Below are 15,009 nucleotides of genomic sequence, written 5' to 3'. Positions count from 1 at the left end.
AAGATATGCATTTATAATGAAACATTTTTCCTGTAAAATCGTATGTATAGAGAGAAAGTTGGTGTTTAGATGAGGAATGAACCAATGAATCAAATTTCACCTAAAGGATTAAAAGTTTGGCGGTTGTATGGAGTGATACACTCAGCCGTTATTGTATTAATAGCGATAGGTATTGGCGTATTAAATTGGTGGCTAGAAGGCCCGCTATGGGTATTGATTATTTGTATTTTACTCCCACTACTATATACATATGTATTTGTTTATCTATTTCCCAAATTAAGATGGTTAAGATGGCGATATGAAGTACGGGAACAAGAAATCGAACTTCAGTATGGGTTATTTATCGTCAGAAGAGTCCTCGTCCCAATGGTTCGTGTCCAACATGTAGACACACAACAAGGACCGATTTTGCGAAAATATGATTTAGCTTCCATTACAATTTCAACTGCTGCAACGAACCACACGATTCCTGCTCTTATCACAAGTGAAGCTGATGAGTTGAGAAGTCGCATATCGACACTTGCAAGGGTGGCGGAAGATGATGTCTAAAGAACGTTATAAGCTTCATCCGATTTCTGCTGTTGTTAATTTTACGAAAGGCTTAAAAGATTTGATCTTTCCTTTTGTTATTGTGTTTGTAGCAAATGGATTTCAAGGAAGTTCGTCTTCAGATGGACATTGGACTAGTTATATTCCCTATATCATAGGGGTACTGGTATTATTATTTATTTTATTAAGCGGTGTAATCAAATGGAAACGCTTTGTTTATTGGTTTGAAGATGATGAATTACGAATTGAGTATGGACTATTTGTAAAGAAGAAAAGATATATTCCTTTTGAACGAATACAAAGTTTCAATTACACAGAAAGCATACTCCACCGTCCTTTTAAACTGGTAAAAGTTACGATTGAGACTGCGGGTTCTGGTTCCGCAACAGAAGCTGAGGCAGAACTAACAGCCATTACAAAAGAAGCTGCGAATCAAATTGAAATGGAATTAGCATTTGCGAAAAAACGTAAATTGAGCAAAGGGCAAGTAGACGAAATGCATGAAACACCTAATAACCAAAGGGATGAAGAATCAAAAAGCAATAGTGTCACCATATTCAAAATGAATATGAAAGACCTCCTCATACTTGCAGCTACTTCTGGAGGGATTGGCGTTGTATTTTCGGGAGTTGCCGTGTTTATGACGCAATTCTCCGATATAATTCCGTACAACGTAATTTATGATGAAGTTATCGTGTTTTTAAAGTTTGGTTTTTTTATTATCGCTATTAGCATCTTTGCATTTTTAATATTCTCTTGGATTATTTCTGTGATACTGACAACGCTTAATTATTATCAGTTTACAATTATTCAAGAAAACGACCAGATTGTATTGACTCGTGGGTTATTAGAGAAGAAAAAAGTAACCATACCGATTGGACGTGTTCAAGGCGTCCGTATTGTTGAGAATCCATTACGTCAATTGTTTGGATATTGCACTGTAATTGTGGAGAGTGCTGGAGGATCAATAGATGATCAAGATAAAAAAATTCGCTTGTTTCCTCTTGTAAAGAAGAACAAAATCAAGCAACCACTAAATCAATTGTTTGCTGATTTTGATTTTGAACCCGTCTGGACAACGTCTCCAAAGCGGGCTAAACCATTTTATTATCGACTCGACTTTATTTGGATTGTACCAGTTATAGTGGGTATTAGTTATTTCTATTATCCTTACGGCTTATTATCGTTGCTCTTGGTTCCGATGTTTTTACTACTTGGCCTTTGGCAACATCGATCGGCAGGGCTTTCGATCAGTCGAAATCAACTGTCACTTAGATACAGAAGTTTTAGTAAGTACACGTTCTTTATAGAAAAAAAGCGCATGCAATCTCTTGAAATGAGACAAAGTCCTTTTCAAAAAAGAAAAGCTCTTGCCTCTATTGAAACCACGATTAAATCGGGAATGTTAGGAGCAACCGCGCAGGTAGAACACTTACAAATTGAAGATATTGAAGAAGTCATGACGTGGTACGAACCCTCTGGTCATGCAGTCATAGAAAAAGGACAGCCGCAATGAGGGCTGTCCTATCTTTTTCTTTTTTTCCATCCGATAATGCGTTTTGGATGAAAGTAACTTAATCCGATTAAGAAACCAACAGCCAACCCTGTTAAATGGGCAGTCGCATTGATGTTTGGTGTTAAAAACGTCATGATGATACTGATAACGATAATTGGTAAAATGATTTGTTTGAGTTGAGGTAGTGTATTTCGTGCATAATACACAAGTGCACCAAATGCTCCAAGTAGTCCATAAATAGCACCACTAGCACCGACATGTATATATGAAGCTTCCTGTAAGAGGAAAGTGGCGACTGTGCCAAATAATCCAGCCATAAAATAAATGTTTAAGAAACGTAATTTACCCGCCAGTTTTTCAAGTTCTGGTCCAAATAAATACAATGAGAACATATTAAAGAGCAAATGTAAAAAACCAGCATGTAAAAACATAGGTGTAATAAAACGCCACCATTGTCCATCAGATATTAAGTAATTAGCCCCCGCGCCATAATTGAATATTAAATCACCCAGAATCGGAATCATGGATAATACATGGATGATGATATTAAGTGCAATAATGGTAGAAACTACTGGGTACAACTTAATGTATTGTTGGAAATTTTCTGTACGACTAAACATGTATTCACCTCGATTTTGTATGTGTATATTATACCGCGAAATGGCAATTGGTTGAAAGGAGAAGTGGTGCATGATTAAAGGAATTGGTTTAGATGTGACAGAAATTGAACGAATTATCGCAGCACACGAGCGATCTTCGAAATTTAAGCAACGTATATTAACTACTGAGGAATTAAAACGATTTGAGAAATTAAATAACACGAGGCAAATTGAATTCTTGGCTGGCCGTTTTTCAGCGAAAGAAGCATTCGCAAAAGCGCTTGGGACAGGAATTGGTAAGAATTGTAGCTTTCAAGATATAAATGTGTTGTCAAATGACGTTGGAAAACCTATGTTATTTTTTAAAGGGAAAGAAGTAGCTGGCCATGTTAGCATCACCCATACAAAACAATTCGCCGCAGCACAAGTAATATTGGTTGAATAATCCCTGTCCCTCTTTCATAAGATGTTTTAACGGATCGATATGAGAAAGGGTGAATTTATTGCGTAACCGTTTATTTGCAGGATTAGTAATACTGTTAGTGGTTTTCTTGACAGCTTGTGGTGCTGAGTCAAAAGAAGATGTGTTGAAGAAGTTGAGTAGTAAGTGGGTTGAAACAAAAGGCTATGAGTTAGACGCGAAGATGGAAATTAGTACTGGTTCAGAACCTCGTCTTTATGAAGTAAATGTATGGCATACGAAACCTGAGTTTTATCGTGTGAAAGTTAGTCAAACTGGTGAAGATGTATCGCAAACGATTGTGAGAAATAAAGAAGGTGTCTTTGTCATTACTCCAACACTTGGGAAGACGTATAAATTCCAGAGTGACTGGCCGGAAAAAAATAGCCAAGCCTACTTAATTGGTTCTCTTGCAAAAGACATTAAAGCTGATAAAGAATCCGTTATGACGGAAAACAAAAATTCGTATATTTTTGAAACGAAAACAAGAAACAGCCATCAAAAAATGTTGCCAACTCAACAAATTTATATCAGTAAGAAAACATTACTTCCAACTAAAGTTTCCATCTTAAACGATCAAAAAGAGCAACAAATTCTTATCACATTTGATAAGATTACATTGGGAACTTCTAGAAACGCTGCTGATTACAAAGCAGATATGCCATCAGAAGAAACGACTGAAAACGAAACAGCTAGTACTGATGAAGAGTTACCAGTCTTCCAAACTCACTATCCTACTCTCCAATGGGAAGGCGTAGATAAGCTTGAAGAAAAAGTGGTAAAAGATGATAAACAAGAACGCGTCATTTTAACTTATGGTGGAGAGAAAGAGTTCACAATTATCCAGTCGCCAATAACGAAGAAATCCGTGGATTTAGTTCCTGTCTTTGCACCTGGTGATCCAGCTGATTTAGGTTTTGCGATTGGTGCAATCACAGATCAATCTATCTCTTGGGAACAAGAAGGTATCCAATTCTTCTTAGCTTCAGACACAATGACACGTGAAGAAATGATGACTGTTGCTTCTTCAATGACAGCATCAGATATGAAATAAACCTACCATACTAACTATCGAACCCTAAATGAGGAATGAAGATGCAACCTACTAATTTTTATCGACCAACCTACGCACAAATTGATTTGAATGAAATAAAAATGAACATACTGAATTTGAAGAAACATATTATTCGGTCTATTCATGTAATAGCTGTAGTTAAAGCAAATGGATATGGCCATGGTGATTTTGAAGTGTCGAAAGCGGCATTGGAAGTCGGAGCAAGTATGCTTGCCGTTGCCACACCAGATGAAGCGATTCGATTGCGAGCACTTGGCATCGAATCGCCCATTCTTGTGATGGGGGCATCACCTCCAGCTTTTGCTGTTTTAGCAAGTGAACAAGATATTACAGTCACTGTTTTTCAAAAAGAGTGGTTTCTTCACATTCCGACCTTACCCAAAAAGTTGAAAGTTCATATTAAAATCGACACCGGCATGGGAAGGTTAGGCGTTACAACGGAATCAGATTTAAATAACCTTATTCAAACCATTCATCAGCGATCAGATGTGCTGATTGATGGTGTTTTTACGCACTTTGCAACCGCTGATGAAGAAAATACCGAACAATTCACAAACCAATTGGCGAAGTTTAATACGTTTTTGCAACTCTTTCCTGAAAGACCGAAATGCGTTCATACAGCAAATAGTGCAGCTGCACTCACACAAAAAGAGTCTTTATTTGATGCGGTACGCTTCGGAATTTCTATGTATGGATTATCTCCATCGGCGTATGTGAGCAATGAACTACCTTTTACTTTAGGTCAAGCCATGTCTTTGCACACAGAAGTTGCGTTCGTTAAAAAAGTAACAGCAGGCACAACAATTAGTTACGGAGCTACCTACACAGCTGAAAAAGACGAGTGGATTGCTACTCTTCCAATTGGTTATGCGGATGGAATGCTGCGAGGACTGAATGGTCAAGCTGTGTTAATTCAAGGTAAGAGGGTGCCAGTCATTGGTCGAATCTGTATGGATCAATGTATGGTTCGTTTAAATGGACAGGTGCCAATTGGCGAGCCTGTCGTGTTAATTGGAAGACAAGGAACTGAGCAAATTACCATTGAAGAATGGGCGCAAAAACTGCAAACAATTACCTACGAAATTCCTTGTGTCCTCACAAATCGAGTGCCAAGGATATACACATCATAGTACTCGACAAAAACCGACTATTCTAAAAATATTGTCAGATATTTTCCTTCTTTGTCTTCTCATTGTATGTATAGAATGGTAAGATAGAAAAGTATTGAAAAGAGGGACGGGTTTGTCGGAGGTGTTGACTGTGAATGAAAAGAGAGAAACAAAGGAAGTTATTGTGAAACTTCCAAGACAATTTGTGAGCGATCTTGATAGACAGAAAGTGCAACAACTTGCAGGACCAGAAGAGTTTGTTTATTTTTCGACAAAAAAACATATTAAACAGGTTCAACCAAATCTTATACGAGAAGCGATGATTAAAGGCTACGTTGAAATGTCGCATATTAACTTGTCCATTGCAAGCGAGTGTTTACATTTAGAATATGAAGCGGAGCATACTGTGGAGCGTCTCGTAAGCGGAGGATGAAATCTTGAACGTAAAACGTGGTGACGTTTTTTTTGCTGACTTATCGCCAGTAGTCGGGTCTGAACAAGGTGGTACTAGACCCGTTCTGGTGATTCAAAACGATATTGGAAATCGTTTCAGCCCAACGGTCATCATTGCGGCTATCACTGCGCAAATTCAAAAAGCAAAATTACCAACACATGTAGAAATCAATGCTAAAAAGTATGGATTTGAACGGGATTCCGTTATTTTGCTTGAACAATTGCGTACGATTGATAAATCGCGGCTGACAGATAAAATTACTCAGCTAGATGATGTTCTGATGGAAGAGGTAGATGAGGCGCTTGAAATAAGTCTTGGCCTTGTGAAGTTTTAGTCATACATATGAGGAGACATCGTACGGAGCTTTTCCGTACGGTGTTTTTTTGCTATGAATTAAAAAACGTGTGTAGTTGGCAGTTTTCAGATACAATGATAGGTAGAATAAAATTAGTTATAGGAGGCATCATCATCGAATATGAATAAAAATATGGCTACATTCATTCAAGATAATCTCGAAGAAATACTAAATAAATGGCAAGAAATGATGAAAGAAGATTCTGAGGAACGCTTTTTTCAAGTAATGTCAGATGAAGTCATTAATAAAACAAGTCGCGAATTTGCGGAATTGATGATTTCTAACCTGTTTGAAGGCGAGAATAATTATGACAATCGCTTAAAGGAATTTACCAACAAAGTGGTTCGATTTGGCTGGTCAATAAGCTTTGTGATGAAAGCAATCAATCACTTCGCTCACGTTGTTTATGAAATGTTAGAAAGCAACGAAACAATCACAGAATCAAACATGAAGGAATATGTCATGCTCTTCACTGATTGGATTACACCAATGCGCGATGGGATTCTTGAAACGTATGCAAAAACGTGGGAACGCACAGTGCAGTTGCAAAAAATTGCACTTCAAGAATTATCAGCTTCATTGATTCCTGTATTTGATAAAATTTCTGTTATGCCACTTGTCGGAACGATCGACACGGAACGTGCAAAATTAATCATGGAAAACTTATTGGACGGTGTCGTAAAACACAGAGCTGAAGTAGTGTTATTAGATATCACGGGTGTACCGGTTGTTGACACAATGGTCGCGCATCACATTATCCAAGCAGCAGATGCAGTTCGTTTAGTTGGAGCGAAGTGTATGCTTGTTGGAATACGTCCTGAAATTGCACAAACAATTGTGACTTTAGGCATCAACTTAAAAGATTTTACAACAACAAGCACATTGCAACGTGGAGTTGAACAAGCCTTAGCTTGGACAAACCGCAAAATCGTGGAGGTGGAAGAAGATTGAACTTACGAATTCCAATCTTGAAATTAAAAGATACTCTTATTGTTTCTATTCAATGGGAGCTAGATGATCAAACTGCTCTTCAATTCCAAGAAGATTTACTAACGAAAATGCACGAAACTAGTGCGCGTGGTGTTGTAATTGATTTGACACCAATCGATTTTATAGACTCATTTATTGCTAAAGTTCTCGGTGACGTTATTAGTATGTCTGGTTTAATGGGTGCTAAAGTGGTTATTACAGGTATTCAACCTGCAGTAGCTATTACACTGATTGAATTAGGTATTCGTTTAGAAGACGTTATGACAGCTCTAGACTTAGAAAATGGTCTTGAAAAACTCCAACGAGAATTGGAGGCATAATTATGGGGTATCGCTCTTCTGTAGAAATTTTAACTGAGTGGGACATTGTTGCAGCAAGGCAACTTGGTCGTAATGAAGCAAAAGAAGTTGGCTTTGGCACGGTTGACCAAGCACGTATTACTACAGCAATTAGTGAACTTGCTCGTAATATTTACCTATACGCGGGAAAAGGTAAAATCGAAATTGAACGTATATCAGAAGGCGGAGCATTTGGCATTATTATTATCGCATCAGATGAAGGACCGGGAATTCCCGATGTTCGAAAAGTGATGGAAGATGGATTCTCTACTTCTGGTGGCTTAGGTGCAGGTATGCCTGGAGTCAAACGTTTAATGGATGATTTTAAAATAGAAACAGTTTTAGGCGAAGGAACTGTTATTAAAGCAACTAAGTGGATTCGTTAGGAGGTTAGAGTAAATGCCTCAAGAAATTGGACGGCAATATAAAGAAATACTCAGACAATATGTAATGCGCCAAACGGAGCAAAACTTATATGCAGGGCAGAACTTTAGTCGTCAACTAATACAAAAAAACATAGCCCCTGAAGACGTAATTAGCATACATAAGGCAGCTTTAGAAGAAATGTTTCCTGAGTTGCCCATGAATGTATGGCATTCATTTGATTTGCTAATTGAAATGATGATTCGGTATGGGCTTGCTCATGCAGAACATCAAAGTCTAATCCAACAACAAGAAGAAATGAAAGTTGAAATGGATTTGGCGGCTAATGTTCAACGTACTTTGTTGAAAACAACTGTTCCTGAAGTTAGTGGACTTGAAATTGGATTAGTATCAGTACCTGCTCGGAAAATGAATGGTGATTATATTTACTTCCTTAGTGATAATAAGTCCAATGCAGGAGTTGCGGTTGCGGATGTCATAGGGAAAGGAATTCCAGCTGCACTATGCATGTCCATGATTAAGTACGGGATGGATAGTTTGCAGGATTCAACTTCCGACCCGGATAAAGTATTAGATATTATTAATCGCATCGTTGAAAAAAGTGTCGATGACGATATGTTCATATCCATGTTCTATGGTCGCTACAATGTTGAAAAATCTATTTTTACATACGCATCAGCAGGTCATGAACCTGCTCTTTTTTTCGATGCTAAAAAAGATGAATTCTCTGAGCTCCATGCAAAAGGTTTATTGCTAGGCGTTGTTCCGAATGTGATTTATAAGCAACATGAAGTGAAAATGGAGATTGGTGACTTTGTCGTTATGATGACAGATGGAGTAACCGAATGCAGAACGGATGAAGGTTTCATTGAACAAGAATTTATTGCATCATTAATTCATTCTTTACGTCATGAAAGTGCACAAACAATTGTGGATTCAGTATTTAAAGAATTGGAAAAGATGCAAAACTTTGAGCTTCGTGATGACTTCACACTAGTTATTTATAAAAAAACTAGTTAAAAGGTTTCAAGTTGATGAAATTGTGGTAACCAAAGAATACAAAGATGATATGTAGATTACGGGGTGCTAATAGATGAATGTTCAAGTTGTGTTAAAAGAAGAAGAAAATGTTGTTAAAGGTTTTATTAGTGGTGAAATTGATGCTTTTACTGCACCTATTTTACGTGAAAAACTAGCGACAGTGCAGGCTAAAGAAGGTTTACAAGCTGAATTAGATATGTCGGATGTATCATATATGGATAGTACTGGACTTGGAGTTATTGTTGCTTTTTTCAAAAACATCAATGCAAACAATGGTCATGTAAAACTAACAGGACTATCTCCTCGTCTAAAAAGATTATTTGATATTACAGGTCTTGGAGAAATAATGGATATTGAGACAGATGATAAAGGTGGAAACTAATCATGAGACCATTTGATTACGTAGAAATTCGAGTTCCGGCAAAACCCCAATATGTAGGCGTTGCTCGCCTAACTATTTCGGGTTTAGCAAGTCGTATCGGATTTACTTACGATGATATAGAAGATTTGAAAATTGCTTCTTCTGAAGCGATTACAAATGCTGTGCAACATGCTTACGCCGAAGTCGACGAAGGCGAAGTAGTAGTTGGTTGTGCACTTTACCCAGATAAAATTGAAATCATGGTGGCTGATCATGGCAAAAGCTTCAACTTTGAAGAGACGAAAGCCAAAGTAGGCCCATACAATGAAAACCAAGAAGTGCAGTTTTTACGCGAAGGTGGCCTCGGACTATACTTAATCGAGACATTAATGGATGAGGTGAAAGTCCACCATCAAGAGGGCGTAACTGTCTTTATGACAAAATATGTCGGAGAAGAGCAGGTGGAAGAGAATGTCGAAACTATCTCCTCCTAATCATCAAACAAAAGAACAGATTTTAGAGTGGATTAAAGCATATCAAGAAACTGAAGATGAAGATGCACAAACTAATTTGGTGCTAAATTATCAACGTTTAGTTGAATCAATTGCACGTAAATACTCAAATGGAAAATCGTATCATGAAGACATTGTACAGGTTGGTATGTTAGGTTTACTTGGTGCAATACGTCGATACGATCCCGAATTTGGCAGAACGTTTGAAGCCTTCGCTGTTCCTACGATAATAGGCGAAATCAAACGCTTTTTGCGTGATAAAACTTGGGCAGTACATGTCCCACGTCGTATAAAAGAATTAGGGCCACGTATTAAATCTGCTGTAGAAACTTTAACAACAGAACTACAACGTTCTCCTAAAGTTATTGAGATTGCTGAATACTTAGAAGTCGAAGAAGACGATGTATTAGAAGCAATGGAAATGGGAAGAAGCTATCAAGCTTTATCAATGGATCATTCCCTTGAATCGGATTCTGACGGAAGTAGTATCACTTTATTTGACGTTATTGGACAACAAGACGATGGATTTGAGAAAACTGATCAGCGAATGTTAGTAGCGAATGCGTTAAGTGTTCTGTCTGAACGAGAAAAACAAGTCATTCAATATACATATATTGATCAGTTAAGCCAAAAAGAAGCGGGCGATAAACTCGAGATTTCTCAAATGCATGTTTCTCGATTACAACGTAAAGCTATCAAAAAGTTACAAGATGCCATACAAGCGGCTGGTGGAATATCGTAATGGATTCTATACGACACCCTTATTTAGAAGTATTCGTCTATCAAGAGGCCAAAGAAGGAAATAATGAATCAGGAGATACGTATTTTACGTATATGAATGGGGATTACTTTTTGTGTGCAATTGCTGACGGTCTAGGTAACGGACCAATCGCAAGACAGTCGTCTGAAATCATTCCCATGATTTTAGCTAAGCATCATCACGAAACGATAGATGAATTGCTATTGAGATGCAATGAGCTAATGTTTCAAAAGCGTGGTGCTGCAGTCGCGATTGTTAAAGTGGATTTTAAAGCCAAAACAATCCAATATAGTTGTGTAGGAAACATTAAGTTTTACATGACACGGAGAGATGATGACAAAATGATCTATCCCTTACCTGTCATGGGTTATTTATCTGGAAGACCTCAAAAGATAAAAACACAAACTTATGACTATAAGCCAGGTGATTTATTTTTGTTCCATTCTGACGGTGTAGTACTAGGGAATCCGAAAACTACCATGCAAAATTGTTCAGGTGCATACGATTTACATCAAACATTAATTCACACCATCGAACATGGTGACGATGCAACATTTATCGCAGGAAGCCTGCTCCAATAAAATGGAGTAGGTTTTTTGCGTTTTTAGAAAAGATGATTGGGTGTTACATAAGAAAAGGTGGTCAAGTTTTACCGTTGTGGGTGCATGTTGTGATTTTCTAATGATAAAATAGAAAAGTGTAAAGAAAGGATGAGTCAAATGGATACAAAACAATTGATGCAAAGAATTGCAAAAGAGACAAATGTGCGACCCGCGCAAGCACAACAAGTTATTGATTTACTCGAAGAAGGAAATACAGTTCCTTTCATCGCGCGCTACCGCAAAGAAGCAACTGGCTCATTAGATGAAGTGCAAATAAAAGCAGTGGAAGATCGTTACCGCTACATACAGCAAATTGAACAACGTAAAGAAGAAGTTCTTCGTTTAATAGATGAGCAAGGAAAACTGACTGAAGAATTATCCGCGGCCATTCAAGCAGCCACTGTTCTTCAGCGTTTAGAAGATTTGTATCGACCATACAAGTTGAAACGCAGAACAAAAGCAACAATAGCAAAAGAAAAAGGACTAGAGCCTTTGGCAAACTTATTATTTAGTTTTTCAAATACACAACTTGATGAATTAGCTCAAGATTTTATTAATGAAGAAAAAGAAGTATCTACTATAGATGAAGCGTTGCAAGGTGCTCGCGATATTTTAGCAGAACAATTCGCAGATGATGCAAAGATTCGCGAAAAAATTAGAAACTTAACAAGAAGTGAAGGCTCGATCCTCTCAACTCTAAAAAAACAGAGTAATGATGAGAAAAGTGTATTTGAAATGTATTACGACTACACGGAACCAGTAAAGAAAATAGTACCTCACCGTGTGCTTGCACTTAATCGTGGTGAAAAAGAAGATATATTGAAAGTTAGTGTGCATGCGCCAATGGATCGTATTTTAACTATCATGCGCGAGGAGTGGGTTCCGTCACATAGTTCTTCACCAAGCTCCGTCCAAGTTATGGAAGCAATCGAAGACTCGTATAAGCGTTTAATCGCTCCTTCTGTTGAGCGTGAAATTCGTACGGAACTAACGGAGAAGGGCGAAACACAAGCCATTCATATTTTCTCTGAAAATTTACGTAACCTATTATTACAACAACCGTTAAAAGGTAAAGTCGTATTAGGTCTAGATCCAGCCTACCGAACGGGTTGCAAATTAGCAGTAGTAGACGATACTGGAAAGCTCCAAGAAGTATCCGTTATTTATCCGCATCCGCCTAAAGCAGATGTACAAGGGTCTAAGAAGACTATTTTAGATGTATTAAAGCGATACCCAATTTCAATTATTGCCATTGGCAATGGGACAGCATCGCGTGAATCAGAACAATTTATTGCAGAATGTCTGAAAGAAGCAGATAGAGAAGTTGCTTACGTAATTGTTAACGAAGCAGGGGCGAGTGTGTATTCAGCTTCTGATACTGCTAGAGCGGAATTCCCAGATCTTCAAGTTGAGCAACGAAGTGCAGTTTCAATAGCTCGAAGACTTCAAGATCCACTATCAGAGTTAGTGAAAATCGAACCAAAAGCAGTAGGCGTCGGTCAGTATCAACATGACGTTTCTCAAAAGAAACTTAATGATTCATTAACGTTTATAGTTGAAACAGCTGTTAACCAGGTAGGAGTTAACATCAACACGGCATCCGCATCCTTGTTGCAATATGTTTCAGGCTTATCAAAGACAGTTGCTGAAAATGTTATTATTATGAGAAATGAAAACGGTAAGTTTATATCTCGAGCTCAATTAAAGAAAATTCCTAGATTAGGTGCGAAAACGTATGAGCAAGCAATCGGCTTTTTACGGATTCCGGAAGCTAAAAATCCTTTTGACGCTACTGGTATTCACCCGGAAAGTTATCAAAGTGCAGAAGAAGTATTGAAAACTGCCGGCTTAACAAAAGCACAAATCGGAACAAAAGATGCTGAACTCGCTTTAAATGAGTTGAATTTGAAAGAGTTAAGCGAACGCTTAGACATTGGGGAAATCACTTTAAAAGACATCGTAGATACGTTAAAAAAACCAACGCGCGATCCACGCGATCAGTTCCCGCAACCATTGCTTAAGACAGATGTCCTCCAACTGGATGACTTAGCAAGTGGAATGGAGCTACAAGGAACAGTACGTAACGTGGTCGATTTTGGTGCATTCGTAGACATAGGTGTCAAACAAGATGGTCTCGTACACATTTCTAAACTTAAAAAAGGCTTTGTTAAACACCCATTAGATGTCGTTGCATTAGGTGATATTGTCACGGTTTGGGTTGAACAAGTTGAAAAGACTAAAGGGCGTATTGCATTAACAATGTTGCCTCCAGTAAAACAAAATTAATATTGAACCTGCCTATTAAAAATTGATAGGCAGGTTTTAAATTATTCGCTCTGTTAAAATATACTGATGATTTCCGTTACAATGCCCTTCCATGTTTCGAAGCTAGTGCAGCGATGCAACGCACCTTTATGTTTCGAAGCTAGTGTAGCGATACAGAAACAGGCGGACGCATTCCGAGAGCCTCCTAATTCGCCCTAGGAAAGTGTTTTGCGGAATATCAAAAGCATTAACACAGCTAAAACATTAAAAGGGTGGATTGTATGACAAACGAAGAACTTCAACAACTAGTAACGAGAATCTCAAACACCATCTTTAACAAACCATTTATGCATGAAGCATATTTCAACAGTCGTCTCAAAACAACAGGCGGCAGATATATGCTACAAACGCATCACATTCAAATCAATCCGAAATCATTGGAACTTTATGGTATTGAAGAACTTGAAGGTATAATTCGACACGAATTGTGCCATTATCATTTACATATAGAAGGAAGAGGCTACAAACATCGCGATAAAGATTTTAAAGATTTATTAAAGATGACTAAATCTCCAAGGTTTTGTGCAAACTTAGGGTCTGCGAAAAGAAGGACCAAAGTTGCTCAACATGTATATGGTTGTGTTTTATGTGGTCTTCTCTATAGACGGAAAATTCGTTTAAATACTCTTAAATACCGTTGTGGCAAGTGTTCAGGACAGTTGAAAAAAGTTCAGTGATAATTCTTTTAAAAAAATGGTCAAAAGTGGTTGACGAGGAATAACTATCTCACTATAATAGGAAAAGTCGATTAGTTACATGACATTATTCCGAAGTAGCTCAGTGGTAGAGCAATCGACTGTTAATCGATTGGTCGTAGGTTCGAGTCCTACCTTCGGAGCCATGGCCCCTTGGTCAAGCGGTTAAGACACCGCCCTTTCACGGCGGTAACACGGGTTCGAATCCCGTAGGGGTCACCAACTTTTTAAAAACTATGTTATAATGACAATAACGAAAACGCGACAGTGATTTAGATTTTACTTCTATTAAACAAATCGCAACTAACGAAGTTGTATCGCTTAAGCTTCTATCTAAAGAAGCGCGAGGTTGAAACACTAATCGAACTTCCATAAAGAAGTCGCGAGGGTGGAGCAACGAGTCGTACGAAGACGACGAAGTAACATCGACGCAGGCGAAAGCCGAGGAAGATGTCCACTAAGCCATAAGCGTAGAAGCATGGTGTTTACAATATAATATTGACGCGGGGTGGAGCAGCACGGTAGCTCGTTGGGCTCATAACCCAAAGGTCGCAGGTTCAAATCCTGCCCCCGCAACCAAACGGTTCCGTGGTGTAGCGGTTAACATGCCTGCCTGTCACGCAGGAGATCGCGGGTTCGATTCCCGTCGGGACCGCCATTTTTTATTGGGGTATAGCCAAGCGGTAAGGCAACGGATTTTGATTCCGTCACGCCCTGGTTCGAATCCAGGTTCCCCAGCCATTTCCCTTAAGTTTGCGAGCCATTAGCTCAGTTGGTAGAGCATCTGACTTTTAATCAGAGGGTCGTAGGTTCGAATCCTACATGGCTCATCATTTTAATGCTTGACTTCTTGATTTAACGTGATATACTAATAAATGTCGTTA

18 protein-coding genes and 6 tRNA genes are annotated in these 15,009 nt (G+C 38.3%); 23 read left to right on the top strand and 1 reads right to left on the bottom strand.

What is annotated here, in order from left to right:
* Positions 1-69: 69 nt before the first annotated feature.
* Both WBG45_RS06795 and WBG45_RS06790 read left to right on the top strand, forming a co-directional pair.
* Positions 70-549, top strand: a complete 480-nt coding sequence (locus WBG45_RS06795) for a PH domain-containing protein (RefSeq protein WP_424413148.1) — start codon at positions 70-72, stop codon at positions 547-549.
* On the top strand, positions 542-2,065 hold the full coding sequence (locus WBG45_RS06790) for a PH domain-containing protein (RefSeq protein ID WP_424413146.1): 1,524 nt from the start codon (positions 542-544) through the stop codon (positions 2,063-2,065). The genes WBG45_RS06795 and WBG45_RS06790 overlap by 8 nt, the downstream gene beginning before the upstream one ends.
* An 8-nt stretch (positions 2,066-2,073) precedes the next feature.
* Here the strand turns inward: WBG45_RS06790 and WBG45_RS06785 are convergent, their stop codons facing one another.
* The gene (locus WBG45_RS06785; protein ID WP_424413144.1) at positions 2,074-2,685 is read right to left on the bottom strand and encodes a rhomboid family intramembrane serine protease; all 612 of its coding nucleotides are present in this window, start codon (positions 2,683-2,685) and stop codon (positions 2,074-2,076) included.
* A gap of 70 nt (positions 2,686-2,755) precedes the next feature.
* Between WBG45_RS06785 and acpS the strand changes: the two genes are divergently transcribed.
* The 21 genes from acpS to WBG45_RS06680 all read left to right on the top strand — a co-directional run bounded on the left by acpS (position 2,756) and on the right by WBG45_RS06680 (position 14,955).
* Positions 2,756-3,109 carry a holo-ACP synthase gene (acpS, locus tag WBG45_RS06780; protein WP_424413142.1) on the top strand — a complete coding sequence of 118 codons (354 nt, stop codon included), beginning with the start codon at positions 2,756-2,758 and terminating at the stop codon, positions 3,107-3,109.
* Between the two features lie 58 nt (positions 3,110-3,167).
* A complete protein-coding gene (locus WBG45_RS06775) occupies positions 3,168-4,178 on the top strand; it encodes a LolA family protein (RefSeq protein ID WP_424413140.1) in 1,011 nt (336 codons plus the stop codon).
* Between the two features lie 41 nt (positions 4,179-4,219).
* Positions 4,220-5,329 carry an alanine racemase gene (alr, locus tag WBG45_RS06770; RefSeq protein ID WP_424413138.1) on the top strand — a complete coding sequence of 370 codons (1,110 nt, stop codon included), beginning with the start codon at positions 4,220-4,222 and terminating at the stop codon, positions 5,327-5,329.
* 130 nt (positions 5,330-5,459) lie between these two features.
* Positions 5,460-5,741, top strand: a complete 282-nt coding sequence (locus WBG45_RS06765) for a transcriptional regulator (protein WP_424413137.1) — start codon at positions 5,460-5,462, stop codon at positions 5,739-5,741.
* Positions 5,742-5,745: 4 nt separating this feature from the next.
* Positions 5,746-6,096 carry a type II toxin-antitoxin system PemK/MazF family toxin gene (locus WBG45_RS06760; RefSeq protein WP_016429759.1) on the top strand — a complete coding sequence of 117 codons (351 nt, stop codon included), beginning with the start codon at positions 5,746-5,748 and terminating at the stop codon, positions 6,094-6,096.
* Between the two features lie 141 nt (positions 6,097-6,237).
* On the top strand, positions 6,238-7,068 hold the full coding sequence (locus WBG45_RS06755) for an RsbT co-antagonist protein RsbRA (protein WP_424413135.1): 831 nt from the start codon (positions 6,238-6,240) through the stop codon (positions 7,066-7,068).
* Positions 7,065-7,427, top strand: coding sequence for an STAS domain-containing protein (locus WBG45_RS06750; RefSeq protein WP_024536814.1), 363 nt, complete (start codon positions 7,065-7,067; stop codon positions 7,425-7,427). The genes WBG45_RS06755 and WBG45_RS06750 overlap by 4 nt, the downstream gene beginning before the upstream one ends.
* A gap of 2 nt (positions 7,428-7,429) precedes the next feature.
* Positions 7,430-7,831, top strand: coding sequence for an anti-sigma regulatory factor (locus tag WBG45_RS06745; RefSeq protein ID WP_024536815.1), 402 nt, complete (start codon positions 7,430-7,432; stop codon positions 7,829-7,831).
* A gap of 13 nt (positions 7,832-7,844) precedes the next feature.
* On the top strand, positions 7,845-8,849 hold the full coding sequence (locus WBG45_RS06740) for a PP2C family protein-serine/threonine phosphatase (protein WP_424413133.1): 1,005 nt from the start codon (positions 7,845-7,847) through the stop codon (positions 8,847-8,849).
* A gap of 73 nt (positions 8,850-8,922) precedes the next feature.
* On the top strand, positions 8,923-9,252 hold the full coding sequence (locus WBG45_RS06735) for an anti-sigma factor antagonist (RefSeq protein WP_424413131.1): 330 nt from the start codon (positions 8,923-8,925) through the stop codon (positions 9,250-9,252).
* 2 nt (positions 9,253-9,254) lie between these two features.
* Positions 9,255-9,725, top strand: a complete 471-nt coding sequence (rsbW, locus tag WBG45_RS06730) for an anti-sigma B factor RsbW (protein ID WP_024536818.1) — start codon at positions 9,255-9,257, stop codon at positions 9,723-9,725.
* Positions 9,703-10,485, top strand: a complete 783-nt coding sequence (gene sigB, locus WBG45_RS06725; protein WP_424413130.1) for an RNA polymerase sigma factor SigB — start codon at positions 9,703-9,705, stop codon at positions 10,483-10,485. Before rsbW ends, sigB begins: the two co-directional genes overlap by 23 nt.
* Entirely contained in the window at positions 10,485-11,084 is a 600-nt protein-coding gene (locus WBG45_RS06720; RefSeq protein WP_424413129.1) for a PP2C family serine/threonine-protein phosphatase, read from the top strand. The genes sigB and WBG45_RS06720 overlap by 1 nt, the downstream gene beginning before the upstream one ends.
* A 138-nt stretch (positions 11,085-11,222) precedes the next feature.
* A complete protein-coding gene (locus tag WBG45_RS06715) occupies positions 11,223-13,391 on the top strand; it encodes a Tex family protein (protein ID WP_424413128.1) in 2,169 nt (722 codons plus the stop codon).
* Positions 13,392-13,651: 260 nt separating this feature from the next.
* Complete coding sequence (locus WBG45_RS06710) at positions 13,652-14,107, top strand: SprT family protein (protein ID WP_424413126.1); 456 nt, start codon at positions 13,652-13,654, stop codon at positions 14,105-14,107.
* A gap of 89 nt (positions 14,108-14,196) precedes the next feature.
* Positions 14,197-14,271: transfer RNA gene (locus WBG45_RS06705), tRNA-Asn, on the top strand.
* 1 nt (position 14,272) lies between these two features.
* Positions 14,273-14,347: transfer RNA gene (locus WBG45_RS06700), tRNA-Glu, on the top strand.
* Between the two features lie 280 nt (positions 14,348-14,627).
* Positions 14,628-14,704: transfer RNA gene (locus tag WBG45_RS06695), tRNA-Met, on the top strand.
* Positions 14,705-14,707: 3 nt separating this feature from the next.
* A tRNA-Asp gene (locus WBG45_RS06690) sits at positions 14,708-14,783 on the top strand.
* Between the two features lie 8 nt (positions 14,784-14,791).
* Positions 14,792-14,866: transfer RNA gene (locus tag WBG45_RS06685), tRNA-Gln, on the top strand.
* Between the two features lie 16 nt (positions 14,867-14,882).
* A tRNA-Lys gene (locus WBG45_RS06680) sits at positions 14,883-14,955 on the top strand.
* Positions 14,956-15,009: the final 54 nt, after the last annotated feature.

It is taken from the genome of Paenisporosarcina sp., from assembly GCF_049671445.1.
GTDB lineage: Bacteria > Bacillota > Bacilli > Bacillales_A > Planococcaceae > Paenisporosarcina.
This window is presented reverse-complemented; position numbering and strand designations above follow the sequence as displayed.

Excerpts from the sequence above, each read along its gene's own strand:
- acpS (WP_424413142.1), top strand. The coding sequence starts at position 2,756 with ATGATTAAAGGAATTGGTTTAGATGTGACAGAAATTGAACGAATTATC.
- WBG45_RS06710 (WP_424413126.1), top strand. The coding sequence starts at position 13,652 with ATGACAAACGAAGAACTTCAACAACTAGTAACGAGAATCTCAAACACC.
- WBG45_RS06745 (WP_024536815.1), top strand. The coding sequence starts at position 7,430 with ATGGGGTATCGCTCTTCTGTAGAAATTTTAACTGAGTGGGACATTGTT.
- WBG45_RS06740 (WP_424413133.1), top strand. The coding sequence starts at position 7,845 with ATGCCTCAAGAAATTGGACGGCAATATAAAGAAATACTCAGACAATAT.
- WBG45_RS06720 (WP_424413129.1), top strand. The coding sequence starts at position 10,485 with ATGGATTCTATACGACACCCTTATTTAGAAGTATTCGTCTATCAAGAG.
- rsbW (WP_024536818.1), top strand. The coding sequence starts at position 9,255 with ATGAGACCATTTGATTACGTAGAAATTCGAGTTCCGGCAAAACCCCAA.
- WBG45_RS06790 (WP_424413146.1), top strand. The coding sequence starts at position 542 with ATGTCTAAAGAACGTTATAAGCTTCATCCGATTTCTGCTGTTGTTAAT.
- alr (WP_424413138.1), top strand. The coding sequence starts at position 4,220 with ATGCAACCTACTAATTTTTATCGACCAACCTACGCACAAATTGATTTG.
- WBG45_RS06735 (WP_424413131.1), top strand. The coding sequence starts at position 8,923 with ATGAATGTTCAAGTTGTGTTAAAAGAAGAAGAAAATGTTGTTAAAGGT.
- WBG45_RS06715 (WP_424413128.1), top strand. The coding sequence starts at position 11,223 with ATGGATACAAAACAATTGATGCAAAGAATTGCAAAAGAGACAAATGTG.
- WBG45_RS06785 (WP_424413144.1), bottom strand. The coding sequence starts at position 2,685 with ATGTTTAGTCGTACAGAAAATTTCCAACAATACATTAAGTTGTACCCA.
- WBG45_RS06755 (WP_424413135.1), top strand. The coding sequence starts at position 6,238 with ATGAATAAAAATATGGCTACATTCATTCAAGATAATCTCGAAGAAATA.
- WBG45_RS06795 (WP_424413148.1), top strand. The coding sequence starts at position 70 with ATGAGGAATGAACCAATGAATCAAATTTCACCTAAAGGATTAAAAGTT.
- sigB (WP_424413130.1), top strand. The coding sequence starts at position 9,703 with ATGTCGAAACTATCTCCTCCTAATCATCAAACAAAAGAACAGATTTTA.